The sequence below is a fragment of the Zunongwangia sp. L-65 genome (assembly GCF_056859415.1).
In genome coordinates this window covers 1-18,171 of the sequence record NZ_JBSXOK010000013.1, presented here as the reverse complement: position 1 = coordinate 18,171, position 18,171 = coordinate 1, and the positions used below count along the sequence as shown (strand labels likewise).

General features: G+C 35.1%; 15 protein-coding genes. 2 read left to right on the top strand and 13 right to left on the bottom strand.

Annotation, left to right across the window (positions count from 1 at the left end; all coding sequences use genetic code 11):
* Positions 1-316: DUF5712 family protein (locus AC13DP_RS00285; RefSeq protein WP_483067097.1), on the top strand; the 316-nt coding region annotated here is incomplete at its 5' end.
* Positions 317-331: 15 nt separating this feature from the next.
* Entirely contained in the window at positions 332-1,912 is a 1,581-nt protein-coding gene (locus AC13DP_RS00280) for a type IV secretory system conjugative DNA transfer family protein (RefSeq protein WP_223090198.1), read from the top strand.
* A gap of 89 nt (positions 1,913-2,001) precedes the next feature.
* Here the strand turns inward: AC13DP_RS00280 and AC13DP_RS00275 are convergent, their stop codons facing one another.
* The 13 genes from AC13DP_RS00275 to AC13DP_RS00215 form a co-directional block, all read right to left on the bottom strand.
* Positions 2,002-2,709, bottom strand: a complete 708-nt coding sequence (locus AC13DP_RS00275) for a PP2C family protein-serine/threonine phosphatase (RefSeq protein ID WP_223090197.1) — start codon at positions 2,707-2,709, stop codon at positions 2,002-2,004.
* Positions 2,706-5,801, bottom strand: a complete 3,096-nt coding sequence (locus AC13DP_RS00270) for a type I restriction endonuclease subunit R (RefSeq protein WP_483067096.1) — start codon at positions 5,799-5,801, stop codon at positions 2,706-2,708. The genes AC13DP_RS00275 and AC13DP_RS00270 overlap by 4 nt, the downstream gene beginning before the upstream one ends.
* 5 nt (positions 5,802-5,806) lie before the next feature.
* Complete coding sequence (locus AC13DP_RS00265) at positions 5,807-6,580, bottom strand: hypothetical protein (protein ID WP_483067095.1); 774 nt, start codon at positions 6,578-6,580, stop codon at positions 5,807-5,809.
* Positions 6,573-7,724, bottom strand: a complete 1,152-nt coding sequence (locus tag AC13DP_RS00260; protein ID WP_483067094.1) for an AAA family ATPase — start codon at positions 7,722-7,724, stop codon at positions 6,573-6,575. Before AC13DP_RS00260 ends, AC13DP_RS00265 begins: the two co-directional genes overlap by 8 nt.
* Positions 7,725-7,726: 2 nt before the next feature.
* Positions 7,727-9,097, bottom strand: a complete 1,371-nt coding sequence (locus AC13DP_RS00255; protein ID WP_483067093.1) for a GmrSD restriction endonuclease domain-containing protein — start codon at positions 9,095-9,097, stop codon at positions 7,727-7,729.
* A gap of 18 nt (positions 9,098-9,115) precedes the next feature.
* On the bottom strand, positions 9,116-10,390 hold the full coding sequence (locus AC13DP_RS00250) for a restriction endonuclease subunit S (RefSeq protein ID WP_483067092.1): 1,275 nt from the start codon (positions 10,388-10,390) through the stop codon (positions 9,116-9,118).
* Positions 10,387-12,741, bottom strand: coding sequence for a type I restriction-modification system subunit M (locus tag AC13DP_RS00245; RefSeq protein WP_483067091.1), 2,355 nt, complete (start codon positions 12,739-12,741; stop codon positions 10,387-10,389). Before AC13DP_RS00245 ends, AC13DP_RS00250 begins: the two co-directional genes overlap by 4 nt.
* On the bottom strand, positions 12,742-13,536 hold the full coding sequence (locus tag AC13DP_RS00240; protein WP_483067090.1) for a nucleotidyl transferase AbiEii/AbiGii toxin family protein: 795 nt from the start codon (positions 13,534-13,536) through the stop codon (positions 12,742-12,744).
* 37 nt (positions 13,537-13,573) lie between these two features.
* Positions 13,574-14,575 carry a type IV toxin-antitoxin system AbiEi family antitoxin gene (locus AC13DP_RS00235; RefSeq protein WP_483067089.1) on the bottom strand — a complete coding sequence of 334 codons (1,002 nt, stop codon included), beginning with the start codon at positions 14,573-14,575 and terminating at the stop codon, positions 13,574-13,576.
* Between the two features lie 231 nt (positions 14,576-14,806).
* Complete coding sequence (locus AC13DP_RS00230; RefSeq protein WP_483067088.1) at positions 14,807-16,018, bottom strand: hypothetical protein; 1,212 nt, start codon at positions 16,016-16,018, stop codon at positions 14,807-14,809.
* Positions 16,005-16,973 carry a nucleoid-associated protein gene (locus AC13DP_RS00225; protein WP_483067087.1) on the bottom strand — a complete coding sequence of 323 codons (969 nt, stop codon included), beginning with the start codon at positions 16,971-16,973 and terminating at the stop codon, positions 16,005-16,007. The genes AC13DP_RS00230 and AC13DP_RS00225 overlap by 14 nt, the downstream gene beginning before the upstream one ends.
* Before the next feature lie 131 nt (positions 16,974-17,104).
* Positions 17,105-17,470 carry a nuclear transport factor 2 family protein gene (locus AC13DP_RS00220; RefSeq protein ID WP_223090188.1) on the bottom strand — a complete coding sequence of 122 codons (366 nt, stop codon included), beginning with the start codon at positions 17,468-17,470 and terminating at the stop codon, positions 17,105-17,107.
* A 7-nt stretch (positions 17,471-17,477) separates the two neighbouring features.
* Positions 17,478-18,171, bottom strand: a 694-nt coding sequence (locus tag AC13DP_RS00215) for a DUF4138 domain-containing protein (RefSeq protein WP_483067086.1), incomplete at its 5' end; no start/stop codon positions are given.

Genomic DNA, 18,171 nt, shown 5'->3' with positions numbered 1-18,171 from the left:
AAAACGAGGCTTTGACCGTGATGGGTTTTTCCAGCGGGCTGAGAAGACTTTTGACAAAACTTTTGGCTATCAACGGAACTTCGCTGAGACCTACAAAGCTCGAAAGGATTTCATCAAGAATCCGAAAGTCTATTTTGCATCACTGATGAAACTGCCCACCAGTGAAAAGGCCATTGCCTTTAAAATGATGAGGGAAAGCGGTGTTCCAATGCTGCCCAGCATTCCGGTTTCTCAGGCGCAATTGGCAATGAAAGCTTTTAACCGCCTACGCCGGGGCGTGGAAGTAGCCACCAAATCAAGTTCCATAGGTATTTAATCTAATTCTAATAGTATGTATGTAGATCATCTCTTTAACGTTCTTTCCATCATTGGGCTGACCAGTGCGTTGTTTTATGTTGGGTATCAACTTTCCAACTATGCATTCCTAATAAACAACCTGTTATTGTTTGTATTGGCTTATTTTTTACAAACATCCAATAATTTGATTTTAGTGTTGTTGAAAATTGTCTGTCCGCTTTTGCTAATCAATACGGCATTGTACGTTTTCCTGCATAAAAGGAAAAACTCAAAAAATAGTGACCATAGGTATCAAGTGGATTTTGCCACGAGCAACGGAAATTTCAAACTGGACAATATTAAACGTGGGGCATCCATCATCGGTTCTGCCGGAAGCGGAAAGACCGAAAGTGTGGTGTATGGCTTCCTAAAACATTTCCGAAAAAAAGGTTTTTGTGGAATTATTCACGATTATAAGGATTTTGAACTGACGGAAATGGCGTATCCACTTTTTAAAGATGGGGGTATCCCATTTAAGGTGATTTCCTTTGATAAGATCATCCATCGGGTTAATCCCATAGCTCCACGCTATTTAGAGAATGAGGAAAGCGTTAACGAGGTGTCCCGGGTATTGATCGAGAACCTATTGGAACAACGGGAGTCAGGCACGACGGGAACCACCAAATTTTTCAATGACGCTGCGGAAGGATTAATAGGTGGATTGATTTGGAAACTGAAAACAACCTACCCGCAATTCTGTACCCTGCCCCATTTAATCGCTATTTATCAATACCTGGACACCGACAGCCTGATCCGGTTTTTGGAAACCAATACCACCTCCAGGGCAATGGCAGATGCCTTTATCAGTGGGAAGGATTCGGAGCGGCAAACGGCCGGGGTGAAAAGTACCTTAGCCAATGCTCTAAAACGCATCAGTACGCAACGGATTTTTATGGCCTTGTCCGCAGATGAAGTGCCTCTTAATATCAATAGTAAAGAAAATCCTGCGGTAATTTCAATCGTCAATAATCCCAAGTTTGAAAGCTCGTATTCTCCGGTGATTGCTACCATTGTCCATACCATTACTAAGCAAATGAGCGTACGGAACTCCAAACCTTCATTTCTGTTAATGGAAGAAGCACCTACCATACGCTTATTGAATATGCACCGTATTCCGGCAACCCTTCGAAGCTTTAATATTTCTACGGTCTATGTAATGCAGGATAAGATCCAAAACGATATGATGTATGGCGATAAGGCCAGTAAGGCCATATTGAGCAATCTTTCCTATCAGTTCTTCGGAAAAGTCAACGACCCAGATACCGCAAAATATTACGAACGCTTTTTTGAGATTATAAAAGACCCAACAAAGAGTGTGAGCCGTGGGCATAACCTTGATTTTGATACCAGAGTAACTACCGGGGAAAAGGAAATTCCAAAAATCAGGGCGGATGTTTTCTTTCGTTTGAAACAGGGGGAGTTTATTACGTATGCGGATGGAACTGACAAAAAAGTACAGTTTAAATTAGCAAAGATTCAAAGGGAATTGCCGGAGGAATCGAAACAATTTTCTCAGGCTGATTTGGAAGCTAATTTTGAAAGGATTTATGAAGAAGCGAGGTCTATATTTGAGTAGTAAATTTAATTATTATTAACAGGTTTTTTGAATTCGGGACGCAATGTGTCCCGAAAATTTTTAACTTATTTACGAGGATTTAATTTACCTCAATCAAAACCTTCTATTAAAATCAAACTAGCATTATCACTCGCTTCTTTTTGAAGTCTTTGGTCAATAGTTGAAATGAGAGCACCGGTTGACTCCTCTTTATTGAGTAAGTATTGAAGCGTGTTTGGATTTATGATGTTGTGAACACCATCCGAACAAATAAACAATTTGTCTCCTTTATTCAAGGTGAGTTCGTGATAGGAAGGCACAGATTTCTTAACATCACCTTGAATAGAACGGGTAACAATATGGTTATATTTAGATAAATTTACCCTACCATTTGAATTGTCAGTTTCATAAAGCTCATTCCTTAGATTATGTGATTTGCTCTCAAAGCAAAGTTTGCCATTTGAATAATGCAGGATTTTTACATCTCCCACCCAAAATGTCTTTGCGGTTCTTCCTGAAACTATTATTCCGCCAAGGGTAGATCCAAGTTTTGATTGATGTTGTTCTTGGTATTGGCGTAAAGCTAAGTTTGCTGTGTTTATGGCCTTATGGATGACATTTACGTTAAATTGATCGCTATTGGATAGGAAATTATTCAAGATGTCAATAACCATTTCCGCAGCGATATCACCATCATCATATCCTCCCATTCCGTCTGCAACTATATAGAGATATGAATGAGTACCAATTTTCTCAGCCAATATTCGGTCTTGATTGGTTTCTCGCTTTCCAATATGTGATATTACTTTAGATTTCATTTATTTGTCGGTACATCCAATTGAACCATCCGTTTCAGCGTATCGAAAAACGCTTGTTGAAAGGCGCTATCTTGGGTGTGCAATTTATAGAGTTCCAGTTCATTTTTTCTTTGTCTGGACAACACTTCCTGAATAATGCGACGTAAAGCAATATCGCTGTTTTGTTCGTCTGGGTTTAGTTTAACCTTTTCTTCGAAGTCTGGATGAGCTTCCACAAATTTCTGCAAACTCAGCATTTTAACGCGTTGTTCCTCTGGGGTAGCATCCCAGCCTTGAAAATAACGTTCGTTAAAAGTTTTGATGATGGCTTCCAGTTCATCTTCTTCGTTTTCTCCGTGAGCGCCACGAATACTTGGGTTCTGCGGATCGAGTTCTGAGTCACTTTCGTCCAAACCTATTTTCACCCCTATTTTATCACGCTGTTCCAATCCATAAGTTGCCAAGTCAACGGCGTCCAATAATTTGTCCAAGTCGTCTTCATCTGGATCTTTGACAATCATTTTAGGGATAAGAAACTTTAGGAACCAATAGAGCATTTCCCATTCCGGATTATTGAAATCCAATAGTGCTGCCACCTGCCCATAAATTTTAACAAATTGCCGCGCCTTGATTTTATAATCTGCCTTTTGCTTTTGCTCTAACTGCAATTCCACATCAAAACGGGCTTGGGGTTTGCTCAAAGCGGCTCCTAAGGTTTCCGTATCTGCATTTGAAAAGAATAAGTCGTTGAACAGTTCCACTTCAGACCATTCGTAAACACCTTCTTCATCCAGAATCATTTTGGCATCGTGCAATACATTTACATCTGTTGCACTACTTAACGTTGTTACCGTATAATAAGGGTCAAAAGCTTTTTTAATATCTTCTTTGTCATTGAAAAAGTCCAACACAAAAATATCTTCGGTCTTTTTTCCCAGTTTTGGAGCAGAACGGTTTAACCGAGATAAGGCTTGCACAGCCAGTACGCCTTGCAATTTTTTATCGACATACATTGCGCAGAGTTTCGGTTGATCAAACCCTGTAAGGTATTTATTGGCAACTACCAAAATACGGTAATCATCCATATCAAAATAGCGTGCAATTTTGTCCTGAATATAATCGGGATCAGATGACTTGGTGGTATCCAAATGAGCGGGTAGGTTGTTGAGAGATTCTTCGGTTAAGGAAATACCGTCTACTTCTTTTTCTCCTGAAAAAGCGCAGATGGCTCCAAATGGGGTTCCCCGCTCTTCCAACAAACGTTGAATAGCTTTAAAATACCGAACAGCAGACTCAATACTCTGCGTTACGATCATCGCTTTGGCTTTTCCTTTTAATTTTTTCTTTTGCACAAAGTGCTTAGTGAAATGATCCAGCATCACTTCAGCTTTGGTGTCTATGGTTTGCTGGTCTTTTTCAACAAAGGCTTTTAATTTCTTTTGGGCTTTTTTGGTATCGAATATCGGGTTTTCTTCTGCCGACTTCGTCAAACGGTAATAGCTTTTAAATGTGGTATAATTGTTCAGTACGTCTAAAATAAAACCTTCTTCTATGGCTTGTTTCATCGCATACAGATCGAAAGGCTCAAAACTGCCATCTTCTTGTGGCGTTCCAAATTTTTCTAACGTACTGTTTTTGGGTGTTGCCGTAAAGGCTAAATATGAAGCATTAGTTTGCATCTTTCGGGATTGCATCACCTGCGCTATTTTATCTTGAACATCTTCGGCTTCTACTTCGGTTGATTCTTGTCCAATAGCTCGGTTCAGGTTGTCAGCTGTCGTTCCCGATTGTGAACTGTGTGCTTCATCAATAATCACTGCAAAACGTTTATCACTTAAATCAGAAATGCCTTCCACGATAAAAGGGAATTTTTGAATCGTAGTAATAATGATCTTTTTACCTTGTTCCAAGCTTTCTTTTAGGCCCCGACTGGAATAAGCAGGAGCTACAATATTTTTGACTTCCGAAAAACTGCGAATGTTTTCACGAATCTGTCGATCCAATAAACGCCGATCGGTTACTACAATAACAGAATCAAAAATAGGTTGGTCTATTGCTTTTTTACCAGCCGCCTGTTCATTTTCTGGATAGGCTTCTATTAACTGGTAAGCTGCCCAGGTAATAGAATTTGATTTTCCCGAACCGGCAGAATGCTGAATAAGGTAACGGAAGCCCGTTCCATTATCACTCACGTCTGTCATAATTTTTCGTACTACACGCATTTGATGGTATCTAGGAAAAAATAAAGTACGTTTATTTATAGGGTCTTTAGACTTCCCATCTAAGCGCACAAAGTGCTGAATAATATTAGCTATGCTTTTTGGCTTAAATATCTCTTCCCATAAATAGGCTGTTTTATGACCAAATGGATTGGGCGGATTGCCTTTACCATTTTCATAGCCTTGATTAAAAGGTAAGAAAAATGTATCTGTGCCGTTCAGTTTGGTCGTCATAAATACTTCATCGGTATCGGCGGTCATATGTACAAGACAGCGTCCAAAATTGAGCAGAGTTTCTTTAGGATCACGCTGTTTGCGGTATTGGTTTTGACCGTGTAAGCGTGCATTTTGACCTGTCCATTGATTTTTGAGTTCAAGGGTAATTAGCGGTAAACCATTGACAAAAATTACCATATCAATTTCTTCCCGCGGATTACTTTCTGAATACGGCACTTGGCGGGTTACGCTAAATTGGTTACTTTCAAAATCTTTAGCAACTCTTGCACTGCTACTTCCTAAAGGTAATGGAAACAATAAGGTAAAATGTGCATCATCAACTCCCAAACCTTTTTTGAGTACGTGCAACACCCCTTGTTTTTTGATAATGCGATCCAAACGTTGCAAGATTTTAAGTTTCCAATCGTTACTACGTTTGAGTTTATCGAGTTCTTCTTCCTGTGTGCTTTCTAGAAAATTCCAAAACCGCTCGGTATCTAGTGCATATTTTGAATCAAAATGAGAACGGTCTCCATTATAATACCCGTTTCTTGTTCTATATACTGCATTAGCTTCTGCAACTGAAGTGCCTTCTTCTAGGAGTGTTTCTAGTGAAATGCCAGTTAAAGATTTTTGAATTGCAGCTTCTAAAGCTTGTTCGTTGGTGTTGGTTTTCATACTTTTTAAATAGGTAGATGTTTTCCGATATATCCTACCATAATTTTTTTGGAAGCATTGTCTTCTAAAATATGAATACGAATATTTCCTAGTTTAATATGTAATTCAAATATGTCGGTTCCTCCATCAGGTAAAGAAAAGATGCGATCTTGGCTAAACTTATTCATCGTTGTAACTGACTCTGGGCTTAATGTTATTGCGGTAGAATTATTTACATCTTGATAATTGAAATTACCTTCGCTCCAATTTTGCACATATTCATTGAGAATAGATAATTGTTCTACACATTGTTGAAAATACTGCCCATTTCCAAATAATTTTAATTGTTGTTCTGAATTATCACAAAAAATAATATTTGGGAAACAAATTTCTTTAAGAAATGAGATATTTGAGTGATTTAATAAAACAAGATGATACTTTTTAAATTCTTTAAACTTATCGTCGTTTTCAATACAAAGATTTTTATCAATCTCTAATTGTGGAAAATTTATTCCTAAAAAGCCTACTGCAGTATTTGGAAAAATCTCACTCAATTCATCTAGGGATTTTGGATTGGAATCAGATCTTTCAATTTGTTCTAAAAATGTTGCTCTAAATTGATTTTCTTGGGAATAGTTTTGATATAATTCAGAGTAATTCTCTAATTGATTAATACTATTATTTTTATAGAAGATGTCATTTTCCTCTTTATCAATTAGTATTAAGTCATCCAGCCCTTTTTGAAATTCATCGAATTTAAGGTTTTGCATAGACTCTTCTAGCAAAAATAATTTAGTCATTTTTCCTTAATTTTAGAAGAGTGGCGTAATCTTTTTGAGATTGATCAAAAAAGCCAAAAGGCCATTTCGATAATTCACCTTTATTATTTATTTTAATACTTTCTATACTTGGTTGAGTATTTTTACCATCATTAGAAAAATAATTAATTGTAGTTTGGTCTGGAGGTAAATCATTTTTTGTGACAGCAATTTGGATTCCATTTAAAACGTGATCGCTATGAGTTTCAATTATTATATTAATTCCAGTTGAAGCCATTTTGGTTAAAAACTTTCCTATTCGGGATTGGGCAGATGGGTGTAAATGAGCTTCAGGGTTTTCTACAATAAATAGTGTATCTTGTTTAGCGATAAGTGCAGTAAGGATAATAGGTAATACATAACTTAAACCAAATCCAATATTTGTAGCTAAAACAGATTCATTATTACTAAACGAGTTTTTCATCCTAATTTGAGAAGACATTAATTTGGTGTTGAAAACCCCTTCAACTTCATTTCCTGGTAAAATATAGTTTAGCCATTTATTTACTTGTGTTCCTAATCGTAGGTTATTGGTATTTTCAAATTTCCTCTTCTCATCTACTTTAAAACCATATTCAAAGGAAGGATCTCCTAATAGTTGTGCACAGAGAGATCCATTATAGCCGGTATTGGGAAAGTCATAAAATTTAATATCGTTGTTTACTCGTGGTCCAACTCGTTCAGCGTTTAGATAATAAAACTCTTGCTTGAATAAATAAAAATCGTTTTTAAGATTATTGTTTACATTATCGGGTTTAAGCCATAATACATCTTCAGCTGGAACGTCATATTCAACCAATAGTTTTGATTGTTTTATATTTATACCTAGTTGAATGCATTGCTCATTCGCATTGAACGATATCACTTCTGAACTTGTCCCCAAAGAAAGGCCATACGAACCATTCAATTCTACAGAAAGACCATTTGACTTATTAAAGTGATAATTCGTATCATTCGAATCATCCGTCCGAATAGCACAATGTTCGATTGTTCTTCTCAAGAACAATAATGCTTGAATAGCCGAGCTTTTACCATTTGCGTTACCTCCAGCAAAAACTGTTAATCGGTTAATTGGAATAGAGATATCGGTAAAGCATTTAAAGTTTTTGATTTCAAGGCTAGTCATAATTACTTTTTTAAATTCGTGTCGATTAGTTCTTGAATCTTTTCAAAAACATATATCAGGTTGTTTCTAGAATTTGTCCCATATGAAAGAGAATCTAACAAATTTTGATCATTCTCGATCAATTTCGCTAAAGGTTGTAAAAGAGCGCCTTCTTCATTTTTTTGTTGTATGATATTTGGATTTTCATATGATAATAAAACAGAACAGGACACAAATAAGGCTTTATTAATAAGTTGTTTTCGGGCTTCAGGTTCTAAATCTTTCGTTCTGATCTTCCTAAATGCGTACCTACTACCAAAAAGATACTCTGAATTAATCATTGCTTTTTTAAAATTTTCAGTATGATGTTTTAAATTGATTAGTTCGGTAGTTCTAACCTTTTCAGTTAAATCATTTAATGAAGCTTCCATATATCCAGAATACACCTCCACATTTCCATTTTTATCAAACAACTCTCTAAACAAAATAAAGCGCAAAGCAATCTCTTGATCATCCATTCTGCGAGATCGAATACTATAATTAGTAGCGGTTTTAAACTCTTTCAAATCCGACATATCTCTGAGGGTTTGTCTTAAGCCTTTGCCTGCTAAACAGTTTCTGATTTCTTGGTTATTCAAGGGTTTACCTCCAGTATTAATTCTCCTAAATATGTCATATTTCACTTTTGAGGGAGAAGAAGGATCAATTACATTGACAGAAAATTGAGTTTGATTAAACCATCTGAAATATTTTTTATCTAATCCTTTTTTGCCATTTTCATTTGTATAATATTTACCTCCACAAGTTTCATCTAAGTATTCAAGACCCTTTAAAGGAAACTTATTTTCCATAAACTCTTTAATTGTTGTAAGTCGCTGCAATCCATCAACAATAGTGATTCGTCCATCTGATTCTTCAGCAAAATAGAACATTGGCAAAGGGATTCTTAGAAGTACACTTTCAATTAGTCTTGATTTCTGATTTGAAGTCCACACAACATTTCTTTGAAAGTCTGGTGATAAGTCAATATCCTCATCTTTGATCATATCATAAATTAGGCGAAGGCTAAATTGTTTGGCGTGAACTTTAATGTCTTCGGGATCAAAAGGTTGTATGTCAGATTCATTATCAATGTCAGTTTTTTCTGTTCCTTGTTGTTCCGATTCTATAAAGTCAATGAAGATTGCATCTATTTTTTCTCTTAAAACCTCTTCTTGCTCAGAAATTTCATCATCTTGAAATTTAATAGAGGTTTCATTATTTTCTACCTCAATGATTATCCAATCTCTGCCATTTTCGTCTTTTAACAGAATATCTTCAGAATCATTGGATGAACTCTTTACAGCATTCAGAATAATTGATTGATTATTTTTAAGGCTTATTTCCATATTCATTTAGTTAAAATTAGCTACTCAACTCACTTTAATTTTTCCCAATACGCAACTATCAATCAAGCTTGCCTTATATTCTTTTAATTTTATAATAGCTTGCTCTTGCTGCTTGACGGCTTGATCTAGCTTTTGGGATTGCGCGTCAATGTAATTGACAATTTCTTCTTGTTCTTCTTTAGGTGGGATTGGTAAATGAATATCTTTTAATTTAGATGCATAGGTGTGGATTATAATTTCCCCTTTAGCAGTTTTTGCCTTTTCTGCTTTCACCAATTCGGAATTCATTACGTAGCTCAAATACTTTGAATTATTTGAAACCGGGGTAAATATAATTACGTCGCCACCAGCTACCGTTATTTCATCCGATTGGAAAGTCACACATTTTCCAATATCTTCTTTAGTTTCACCTGATCCTGTAAAAAGCAGTTCATTCTTTTTAAGAATTCTTGCTCTTTTTGCTGTTTTTATATCAATAGTACGCACCGCAGATTTTACTTCAAAATTGTACTTAGTATATATATCACCGTAAAGAACAGCTTTAATGCCTTGTTCAGTTAAATCAGACTTGGAAAAACCGCCTCCTTTCGAGAAATAACCGAACATTCCTAATCGTTTTACCTTCCAATTTTCAGGAATCTTCCCAATCCAATCTACTCCCGAATCTTTCATCGGCACGTTTTCATTTAAACCGCGGGTGACTGCCTTCTGTATCAATGCTTGTTTGCGTTCTTTCAGTAAGGCAATCATTTTTTCTTTTTGCGCTACGACCGTGTCCAGTTTTCCGCAGGTTTTGTCTAAAAAATTAGCGATACCTTGTTGTTCGGGTTTTGGAGGTAATGGAAGTTCACTATTGGAGATGTGATTAAAACTTAATGTTTGTCTCACACCAGAACCTAAGGTCTTCATATAAGAAACATCAAATACGTGCAATAAAAATTTAAAATAGTCTTTATCAATATCTACAATTTCTTTAATAACTATATAACCTGAACTTACAACCACATCTTTGTCAGATAGAGCTATTCTAAGACTAATTAAATCGTAGTTTAGATTCAATGGGTTAATTAGAAATTCTCCCTTATTAAGAACTTGATAAGATTTTTTTGTCGCTAAAGGAATCTTGTCATCATCTTTATAAATGATTTTGCCGAAACTGATTGACCCACAATTCAAACCAATATTTGTTTCCTTTTTTTTCTCTTTAAATAAATATTTAAACTTATAACTTTCCCAGCCCTCAGGAATTTTGCCCAGCCAATTTACGCCACTGTCTTTATATGTCGGATATGTTTTCATACGTTCACGCTGTTTAAAATATCCATAATCAAACCTTCGCTTTTGGTTTCCAGTGCGCGTATGTCTTTATCAATTTCATCAAGCGGGCGTAAGGATTTGTGCTGATAGAAGTATTTATTGAAGCTGATCTCATACCCAATTTTGGTTTTGTCTAAATCTATCCAGGATTCTTCCACGTGGGATAAAACTTCCCGTAAAAAATAATCATAAATGGTTTCGTCTAGGGGAACATTCTCATAATCACGTAAATTGCTTTCACACTCGTAAATGGTGTAGGTGTCTATGTTTCCACTCGGGAAATAGCCAAAATGTGAGAGTTGGTCTGCGGTGCAATCCAAATGGGCGCAAAGTTTTTCTAGTTTTTCACCTTTTAAGATTTTGGTAGCTTTGATGACTTTTTCAGCTTCAGGATCGTAAACACTCACCGCATCCAAAATGGCTTTTTTCTGAGCGTTGCTTAGTTTGATCTCCAACTTTCTGAGTGCTTTATTGACCTGTTTTGAAAAATGGTTAAAGTCCATAGACACCGCGTCTCCAATAGCTTCATATAATTTTATAGCGGTATCTGCCAAGAATTTAGCATCTTCCCAAGTTTTCTTTGCGGTAAGCTGAGCTTTCTTTTTAGAGCTTAAACTGATATCATTAGCCTCACACCAGTTCAAGATTTCTGTTTTAATACTGGGCAATTCTGTATAAACCTTTTTACCATAGGTTTTATAAGCATACTCCATTGGTTCTTGCAATTGGCTGTGGTAGCGTAAACTTTCAATAGCTTCTAATGTAAATTGAGACCGCAAGCGCTTGGGACGTTCAATAGTCACTTTATAATAACCAAAATCTGTATTGTTAAAAATTTTGCTTGCCAATTGGTCGTCTTCCTCTCGCTCTCTTGCTTTTGAATTGAGAAAAGTCTGCGTGATTTCTGCAATATGTTCCGGGGTAAATTCACAATTTTTTTGTCCCAGGTTTTTTCTTAGTTTTTGGTAAAGCGGCTGCGCATCGATGAGTTGTACTTTGCCTTGACGTTCTTTGGTTTTATTATTGCTAAGTAACCAAATGTAAGTGGTAATACCCGTATTGTAAAATAGGTTATTGGGCAGTTGCACAATGGCTTCAAGCAAATCGTTTTCAATTAAATAACGTCTAATATTGCTTTCCCCACTACCTGCATCACCGGTAAAAAGGCTACTGCCATTGTGTACACTGGCAATACGGCTTCCCAATGGACTTTGTTTTAGATTTTTCATTTTGGACACCATTTCCATCAAAAACAATAATTGTCCATCGCTGCTTCTGGGGATGGCTTTTTCGGTGTCTGTTTTTTGCCAATAATTGGAAAGTTGAATAGTGAAACGTGGGTCGATAATATCCTTTCCGTCTTTTATGTATTTCTGCTCACTGGCCCAGCTTTTTCCATAAGGCGGATTTGAGAGCATAAAGTCGAAATTCTTTCCGGAAAATTCATCGGTAGAAAGCGTAGATCCTAATCTGATATTTTGAGGGTCATTTCCCTTAATCATCATATCACTTTTACAAATAGCATAGGTCTCGTCATTGATTTCCTTTCCAAATAAATAGACATCTCCTTTAGCTTGAATGGCACCAGCTTCATCTTTGATGAAATTCTGACTTTCCGTGAGCATTCCGCCACTGCCACAGGCGGGGTCGTAAATAGTCATTACGGGTGGGAGTTGATGCTTAACAGGTTCGAATACCAAATGCGTCATTAATTCAATTACCTCACGAGGTGTAAAGTGCTCTCCGGCTTCTTCGTTATTTTCTTCGTTGAATTTTCGTATGAGTTCCTCAAATACATAACCCATCCCCAAATTGGATAATGCGGGAAGTTTATAACCATCGGGATCTTCTTTCTCAAATGGAGTTAAGTTAATTCGTGGTGAGGTGAATTTTTCCAGCACATCGAGTAATACATCCTTGGTGGCCATATGTTTAATTTGGCGAACCAAATTAAATTTTGAAATGATTTCCTTAACATTATCGCTAAATCCTAGAATATAATCTTCAAAATTAGCCAAGAGAATGCTCTGATTATTGGAAGCAGTATCTTTTAGTAATTGAAGCGTCCATTTGCTAGTATTATAAAACTCATAACCAGCTGCCGTTTTCAGTCCTTCAGATTCTAGCTCTGTAAAGCCTGCTTCTACAGTTTGAAACTGGACTTCGTCCATTACTTCTTTCTTCGATGGTTCGAGTAGAGCATCCAGTCGGCGCAAAACAACCATTGGTAGGATAACATCACGATATTTTCCGCGTACATATACATCGCGTAAACAATCGTCCGCAATAGACCAGATAAAAGCTATAAGTTTAGAATGCGAATTTTGAGTCATTTATTTTTCGTTTAATCCATTAACTATATTTTCAATGCATTGTAGCACTTCGTCATAGTTTAGGGATTTATGGGTTTCTATAATTTGATTAATCAGTTTACTTTCTTCCTTTTTATTGATTTCTTCGTTTAAGATTTTAAGAATAGAGTCAACTGTTTCTGTGTGTTTTTCTAATAATTCCTTACTATCCTTTCCTAAAAGAACCGCTCCTCCGGTAGTATTCTTGAATGGTTCTTGGCCATATACAGCATCATAATAATGGGTCGCAGCTCTTTCTTCGTGAATTGATAAGTAGTTTTCTAAAATAAAACCTATATCATCTGCATCTTTATTGTTGCGCTGGTGGCGATCCTTCCAAGCGATTATTTTCAAAATGAAAATACCGCTGAGAGTCGCAATTTTGATTTCGGTTTCATTGTCTATACGAACTGGTAGTGCAGCTTCATCAGCAGCTGTAAAACCTAAAACGGACATTGCTATTTCTTCGTTAGGAGGCCAAAATATTTTGTGCTTTTTTTTCATTATTTCTCCAAAAGGCACAATATCTAATTGAAATTTGCCTTTATAGATAAAGCGTTGTTTTTGATCTTTATCCTTGGTGAAATTTTCAAGTTTTACAAGCTCCTGTTCAACACTTAACCATTGTTCCCAATCGTTCACCGTAATTGCAATATCAAGATCGTAGGTTAAGCGACCGGACTGCGCATCGTGTAGTTCCATAATGATATCCCGTGCGGTGGCACCGATTACAAAAAAAGAAATACCAGCTTCTTTGAAGTATTCTGTAAGTTCCAACAGAATAGGTTTTAATAGCGGATGCGTAAATTTCTCGCTAGATATACTGTAGTTCATTCTCTAGTATTTTTTTTGCGGTCTCGATATTTCTTCCATAGCCACTGTTTATTAAATCTGCATATACTAAAAGTGGGGGTGCGGCTTGGTTGTTAGTGCTGTTATCTTTCCAAAATTTTTGTAAGATCTCAACAGTACCGGTTTCACTTGGGATTAAACGTAGTGCTTTTGCGACTTGAGAAAGCTCTAAATCTGTAAATAGGGTAAATTGCTCAGGTCTTAAGTTATCTGTATAAAGCGCTCCTCCTGGTTCTCCTCCCCAGAGAATAGAACCATTTTCTGAATGTAAATCTATAGTGCGCCAGTTTTTTAATTGTTCCTGATCTATAAAATGCATTCGTTTTCTGAGAATTCGAGGTCTAAGCGTTGCATTAAAATCGACCACCCAACGCTCTAATAATTCTCTTTTATTTTTAAGGACTCGTTTATTACTTGTTTTTAATAAGTAATTTAAGGCTTCAAGTTCAGCCATTACATTACTTACCGATCCTACGGATACGTCAGCTCGTTCCGAAATTATTCTGTAAGAATCTTGAAGGTTTTCTGGTTTATTTAATAAATGAAAAATAATTTTTAACCCTGTTTCTTGAAAAGCTCGTGATTGATTTGTCTTATCTTTCTTTACATTCTTTTGACCTTCTACGAAAATCGTTAAATCCTTATGCTTTATAAACGCATTGCCGGCAACATCGATATAATTAATACCACGTTCCTTCAATTCCAGGGCTGCTTTTTTTGAAATATATTCAGCTATTAAAATAATAGGTCTGCTATTATTATTTTTCAGTTCTTCTAATTGAGATAAGATAAACCCCTGGTTAGATGTCCGAACAGCAGATTTGCTCTCTACGATAAACGGTGTGTTGTTTACAGTCAAAAGTGCATCATAATCAGTTCTATTGCTATCTACCTGAATAGAAACTTTAGTTAGTTCTTCCAGTTTAGAAGCAGCCTCATAGATGAAGTCGTTATTGCGATACATAGCTCTTTGTGTTCATTGTTTAGTTTTGTTCAGTGACAATGAACATTCAAATATAGTGAACGTATTTAAAAGAGCAAGCTAATTCCTAAAAAATTTGATGAAGTAAGGGGATTTATTAAGAAGTAATGATAATTTTAAACGAGCTTCAAATAATGGAGATCCTTTTCTTAAAGCTACTTTACAAGTAACCGAATTTTAAGATTAGAAGAAGCGCTATAGAATTTAATAATATCAGCTTGAAGAAAGTAAATCAGATAAATCTAAAATATTAATTTGATGAAGTGTAAATATTATAAATAAACTCAATAAAGAAATTAAAATAAAATAGAGAAAACCTATTATTATACGGAGGTTAGTTATCTTATGTTTTATTTTTTTGAAATCATTTTTAAAATCGGCATAAATTATACGGTATGAATTTTGAATGATTTCTTCCTCTTGTTTCACGTCTTTTCTTAAACACTTAATATTATACGCGGTCATATTAAGAACGAGGAAAGCAATTATTGTATAGAGAAAATAAGCTGAAAGAATTAAAATTAATAGTGCAGGTTGATCTTTCACTTTATAGCTTGCAAAAATGGTTGCACCAAAGGTTAAAGGGAATGAAATAACTTGCTTTCCTATTGAAGCTATGTTTTTGTCGATGGAATCGAAATACATTCCACGCTCTTCTTTGAATTCAGACTTCACTTTATCAAAAGCAAAATTTGAAACATAGATTTCATAATCTCTTTTTGCTAGGTTTAAAAGTGTATTGTGTTCTTTTATTATTTTATTAAACCTATTTTCTTCTTCAGTATTGTGAACTCCGGTTATTAGTACCTCTTTAAAAAATTGTATAAATTCTTTCTTTTTAAACTCCTTTTGAAAACGATTGAACAAATTATTTAAGTCAACTTCTTGAAAAAAACTAACCTTTGGTAATTGATAACCTATATTAAATACGCCGTGGGTTTTACTAATAAGCGTAAACTGATCGTCAGTTTCACTAACATATGGTGTGAATTCAGGAGTATTTAAGAAAAAGAGTAAGATCTGTTTGTATTCGTGAATATTAAATATAGCCTTATTGATCTGGTTATAAGTGGCGTTAGGTTTTTTAAGTAAGTAGTCTCCATCTGCAGTAATTATGATTATTGTTTGCAAAACAAAGTCTTCTTTTATCTTTTCATATTTTTGTAGGAAATCTTCTGTTTTATAGAAAATACTTGTTTTATGCATCTTACAGGAGGATAATCTAATTTCTAGAGTATCACTTAAAAGAGTATTTACGTCATCAAAAATCTTTTCAGTTGTTTCTTTTAATTGAGAAAATTCAACATCAGTTTTTAATATAAGTTTACTACCATTATACTCAACTTTTTTATCCTTCAAGTCTAGTTGGGCTATGGTCTCCAAAAAGCTATCAATATCCTTATCTCCAGTATTAATATTGTTCATATTGTTTCTGCATAGCTTCAGCTAAATCTTTAGAATTTATTATTACTTTACCATTTTTTATTTGTACGCCATCTTGGCCAAATTTATCATAATCTACATTTATGTTAATTCCCGGAACAGAGGCTTTTATGGAGATAAGTGTTTTCCATTTAGGTGCATCTCTTTTAAATTCCGAATCTATCGTTATACCATTGGAATCTGCAAAGTCTCTGAATGAGTTTTTGTTTTCCTCTCCATAAAAAGTAGAACCCAATTCAAATAAATTTATACGCTTATCTCTTCTACTATTAACGTGTTCAAAGACAGCTTTATTGAATTCACTTCGCCCAAATAATTCTTTCCCATTTTCATCTAATGGTAATGGGATGGTTTTAATTATGTTAATCATATTTTCAGTGTTGACTGAATTTTTAATTAAACCTGCTGCTAAGATCCAGTCTTTAAAATATTCAGAAACTTCCCCATCTTGTTGGGTAGTAATCAAAGCTAAATAATTTCTGTCATCAGAATTCGAATTATAAATAGTAAAATTAAGCCGAACTCCCATAGCAATCTTTTCAATATTAATATTCTCAGTACTATCTAGAATATATGTTCCATTCTTCTTAATAATATTAATTCCAGATTTTTTTCGTAATAATATAACACCTAAATATCTTTGGTTATCGATAGTGTAGTCCGAAAATAAGTAGTACCCACCTTTGGCAAAAGGTTCTTTTTTTACTTTGTCTTTTAGCAAGTCCAAAGAATGCGTGAAATTAGTAAATTTCTCTTCAGAGGGGTCGCTAATATATTTTTGGAGCGTAATGGTAAATTTATTTTCTTCATCCTCTTTAAAAGAAGCGTTTTTAAGGCTTGGACTTGTATTAATTGCTTTATGGACTTGTTCGGTTAGGTTTAAAGCAAATTCATTCTTTTCGAGAGGTTCCTTAGAATAATCAATTTCAGCCTCCATTTTTTTTTGGTTCCTTTTCCAAATAATGAATAGCTATTTCTCTAATTTTTATTTCCATATAGTGGTTTTTCTAGTTAAAAACCACTAAAATATTCAAAATCAGGCTATAATTAAAAGTTTTTGTTAAAATATTAAAACGGACCTCTATCCTTCGGTGCGTTATGAGTAACCTTCCACTGGTCGTTCTCTTTGACCAATTTAAAAACACCGGGGTTCGGGTCGTAGGATGTTGAATATTTAATCCAGGTTACCTCACCTTCTTTTTGTTCATCCACGACCTTAAAATTAGATTCAGAATTTTTGTCTTCGGCAAACATTTCTTGTATGCTGGAAAGGTTTGCATATCCAGATTCTGTTGTATATTCTTTTAATGTTGCCTTATCACCGTGATAAAAACTTTCGGCGACGAGTTTGGCGGTTTCTGAAGGAGATAAATTTTGTTTTCCGGCACAAGAGAGAAATAATACTACTAACGAAAAAACTGCTATTTTTTTCATAATGATGCTAATTTGGGTTATTGATAAATCTATGCGATATCTTTAATTTTAAGTTCCGTTCCCCGCTCTCTTCATTGAGCTCTAAAACCGCCATTCGTTCATTGCTCATCGAAAATTTTGGCAGTACATAAACGAATCTTACAGATTCATTTTCTTTTATTTTTGACGGCAAATTATATTTAAAAATCGGTTCTTGATAAAGCTTTTGTAAAGACTTCTTTTTACCCTTTTTTATTGTCTCAACTGATAATTTCAGAAAGTTGAGGTCATAATCCAACGAAGATTTATTTTCAATTTGAATTACGAAATAAAGTTCCTCCTTGTCAAAAACAATATTCTCAATTCTCATTATGATGCCATCGTTTCGTTTTTTTATCCGGCCAATGTGTTGCTTTCGGTCAATTAAATAAGAACAAAATTTATTGTAATAATAGGTTCTGTTATCTATGGTGTCTTCACGTTTAACAATAGTAGTTGAATCAAGACCAGTAGGCTTTTCATTACCGATGCCTTGAGACGTTGGTATAAAATAATTCAGCTGATCCAATTTTTTCCTATAAGTTACGATATACGAAAAAACAGTCCCGTTTTTGCCTACTACCAAAAGATTGCTTTCTTTCCCGGGCTTTGCCTGAAGCAAACCGAAATATTGCCCTTTCTCACGATTATAGGTGAAGACAAAGTTTTCAGATCCTGTTATT

Excerpts from the sequence above, each read along its gene's own strand:
- AC13DP_RS00250 (WP_483067092.1), bottom strand. The coding sequence starts at position 10,390 with ATGAAAACATATCCGACATATAAAGACAGTGGCGTAAATTGGCTGGGC.
- AC13DP_RS00235 (WP_483067089.1), bottom strand. The coding sequence starts at position 14,575 with ATGTATCGCAATAACGACTTCATCTATGAGGCTGCTTCTAAACTGGAA.
- AC13DP_RS00265 (WP_483067095.1), bottom strand. The coding sequence starts at position 6,580 with ATGACTAAATTATTTTTGCTAGAAGAGTCTATGCAAAACCTTAAATTC.
- AC13DP_RS00280 (WP_223090198.1), top strand. The coding sequence starts at position 332 with ATGTATGTAGATCATCTCTTTAACGTTCTTTCCATCATTGGGCTGACC.
- AC13DP_RS00270 (WP_483067096.1), bottom strand. The coding sequence starts at position 5,801 with ATGAAAACCAACACCAACGAACAAGCTTTAGAAGCTGCAATTCAAAAA.
- AC13DP_RS00225 (WP_483067087.1), bottom strand. The coding sequence starts at position 16,973 with ATGGAGGCTGAAATTGATTATTCTAAGGAACCTCTCGAAAAGAATGAA.
- AC13DP_RS00275 (WP_223090197.1), bottom strand. The coding sequence starts at position 2,709 with ATGAAATCTAAAGTAATATCACATATTGGAAAGCGAGAAACCAATCAA.
- AC13DP_RS00220 (WP_223090188.1), bottom strand. The coding sequence starts at position 17,470 with ATGAAAAAAATAGCAGTTTTTTCGTTAGTAGTATTATTTCTCTCTTGT.
- AC13DP_RS00230 (WP_483067088.1), bottom strand. The coding sequence starts at position 16,018 with ATGAACAATATTAATACTGGAGATAAGGATATTGATAGCTTTTTGGAG.
- AC13DP_RS00245 (WP_483067091.1), bottom strand. The coding sequence starts at position 12,741 with ATGACTCAAAATTCGCATTCTAAACTTATAGCTTTTATCTGGTCTATT.
- AC13DP_RS00260 (WP_483067094.1), bottom strand. The coding sequence starts at position 7,724 with ATGACTAGCCTTGAAATCAAAAACTTTAAATGCTTTACCGATATCTCT.
- AC13DP_RS00255 (WP_483067093.1), bottom strand. The coding sequence starts at position 9,097 with ATGAATATGGAAATAAGCCTTAAAAATAATCAATCAATTATTCTGAAT.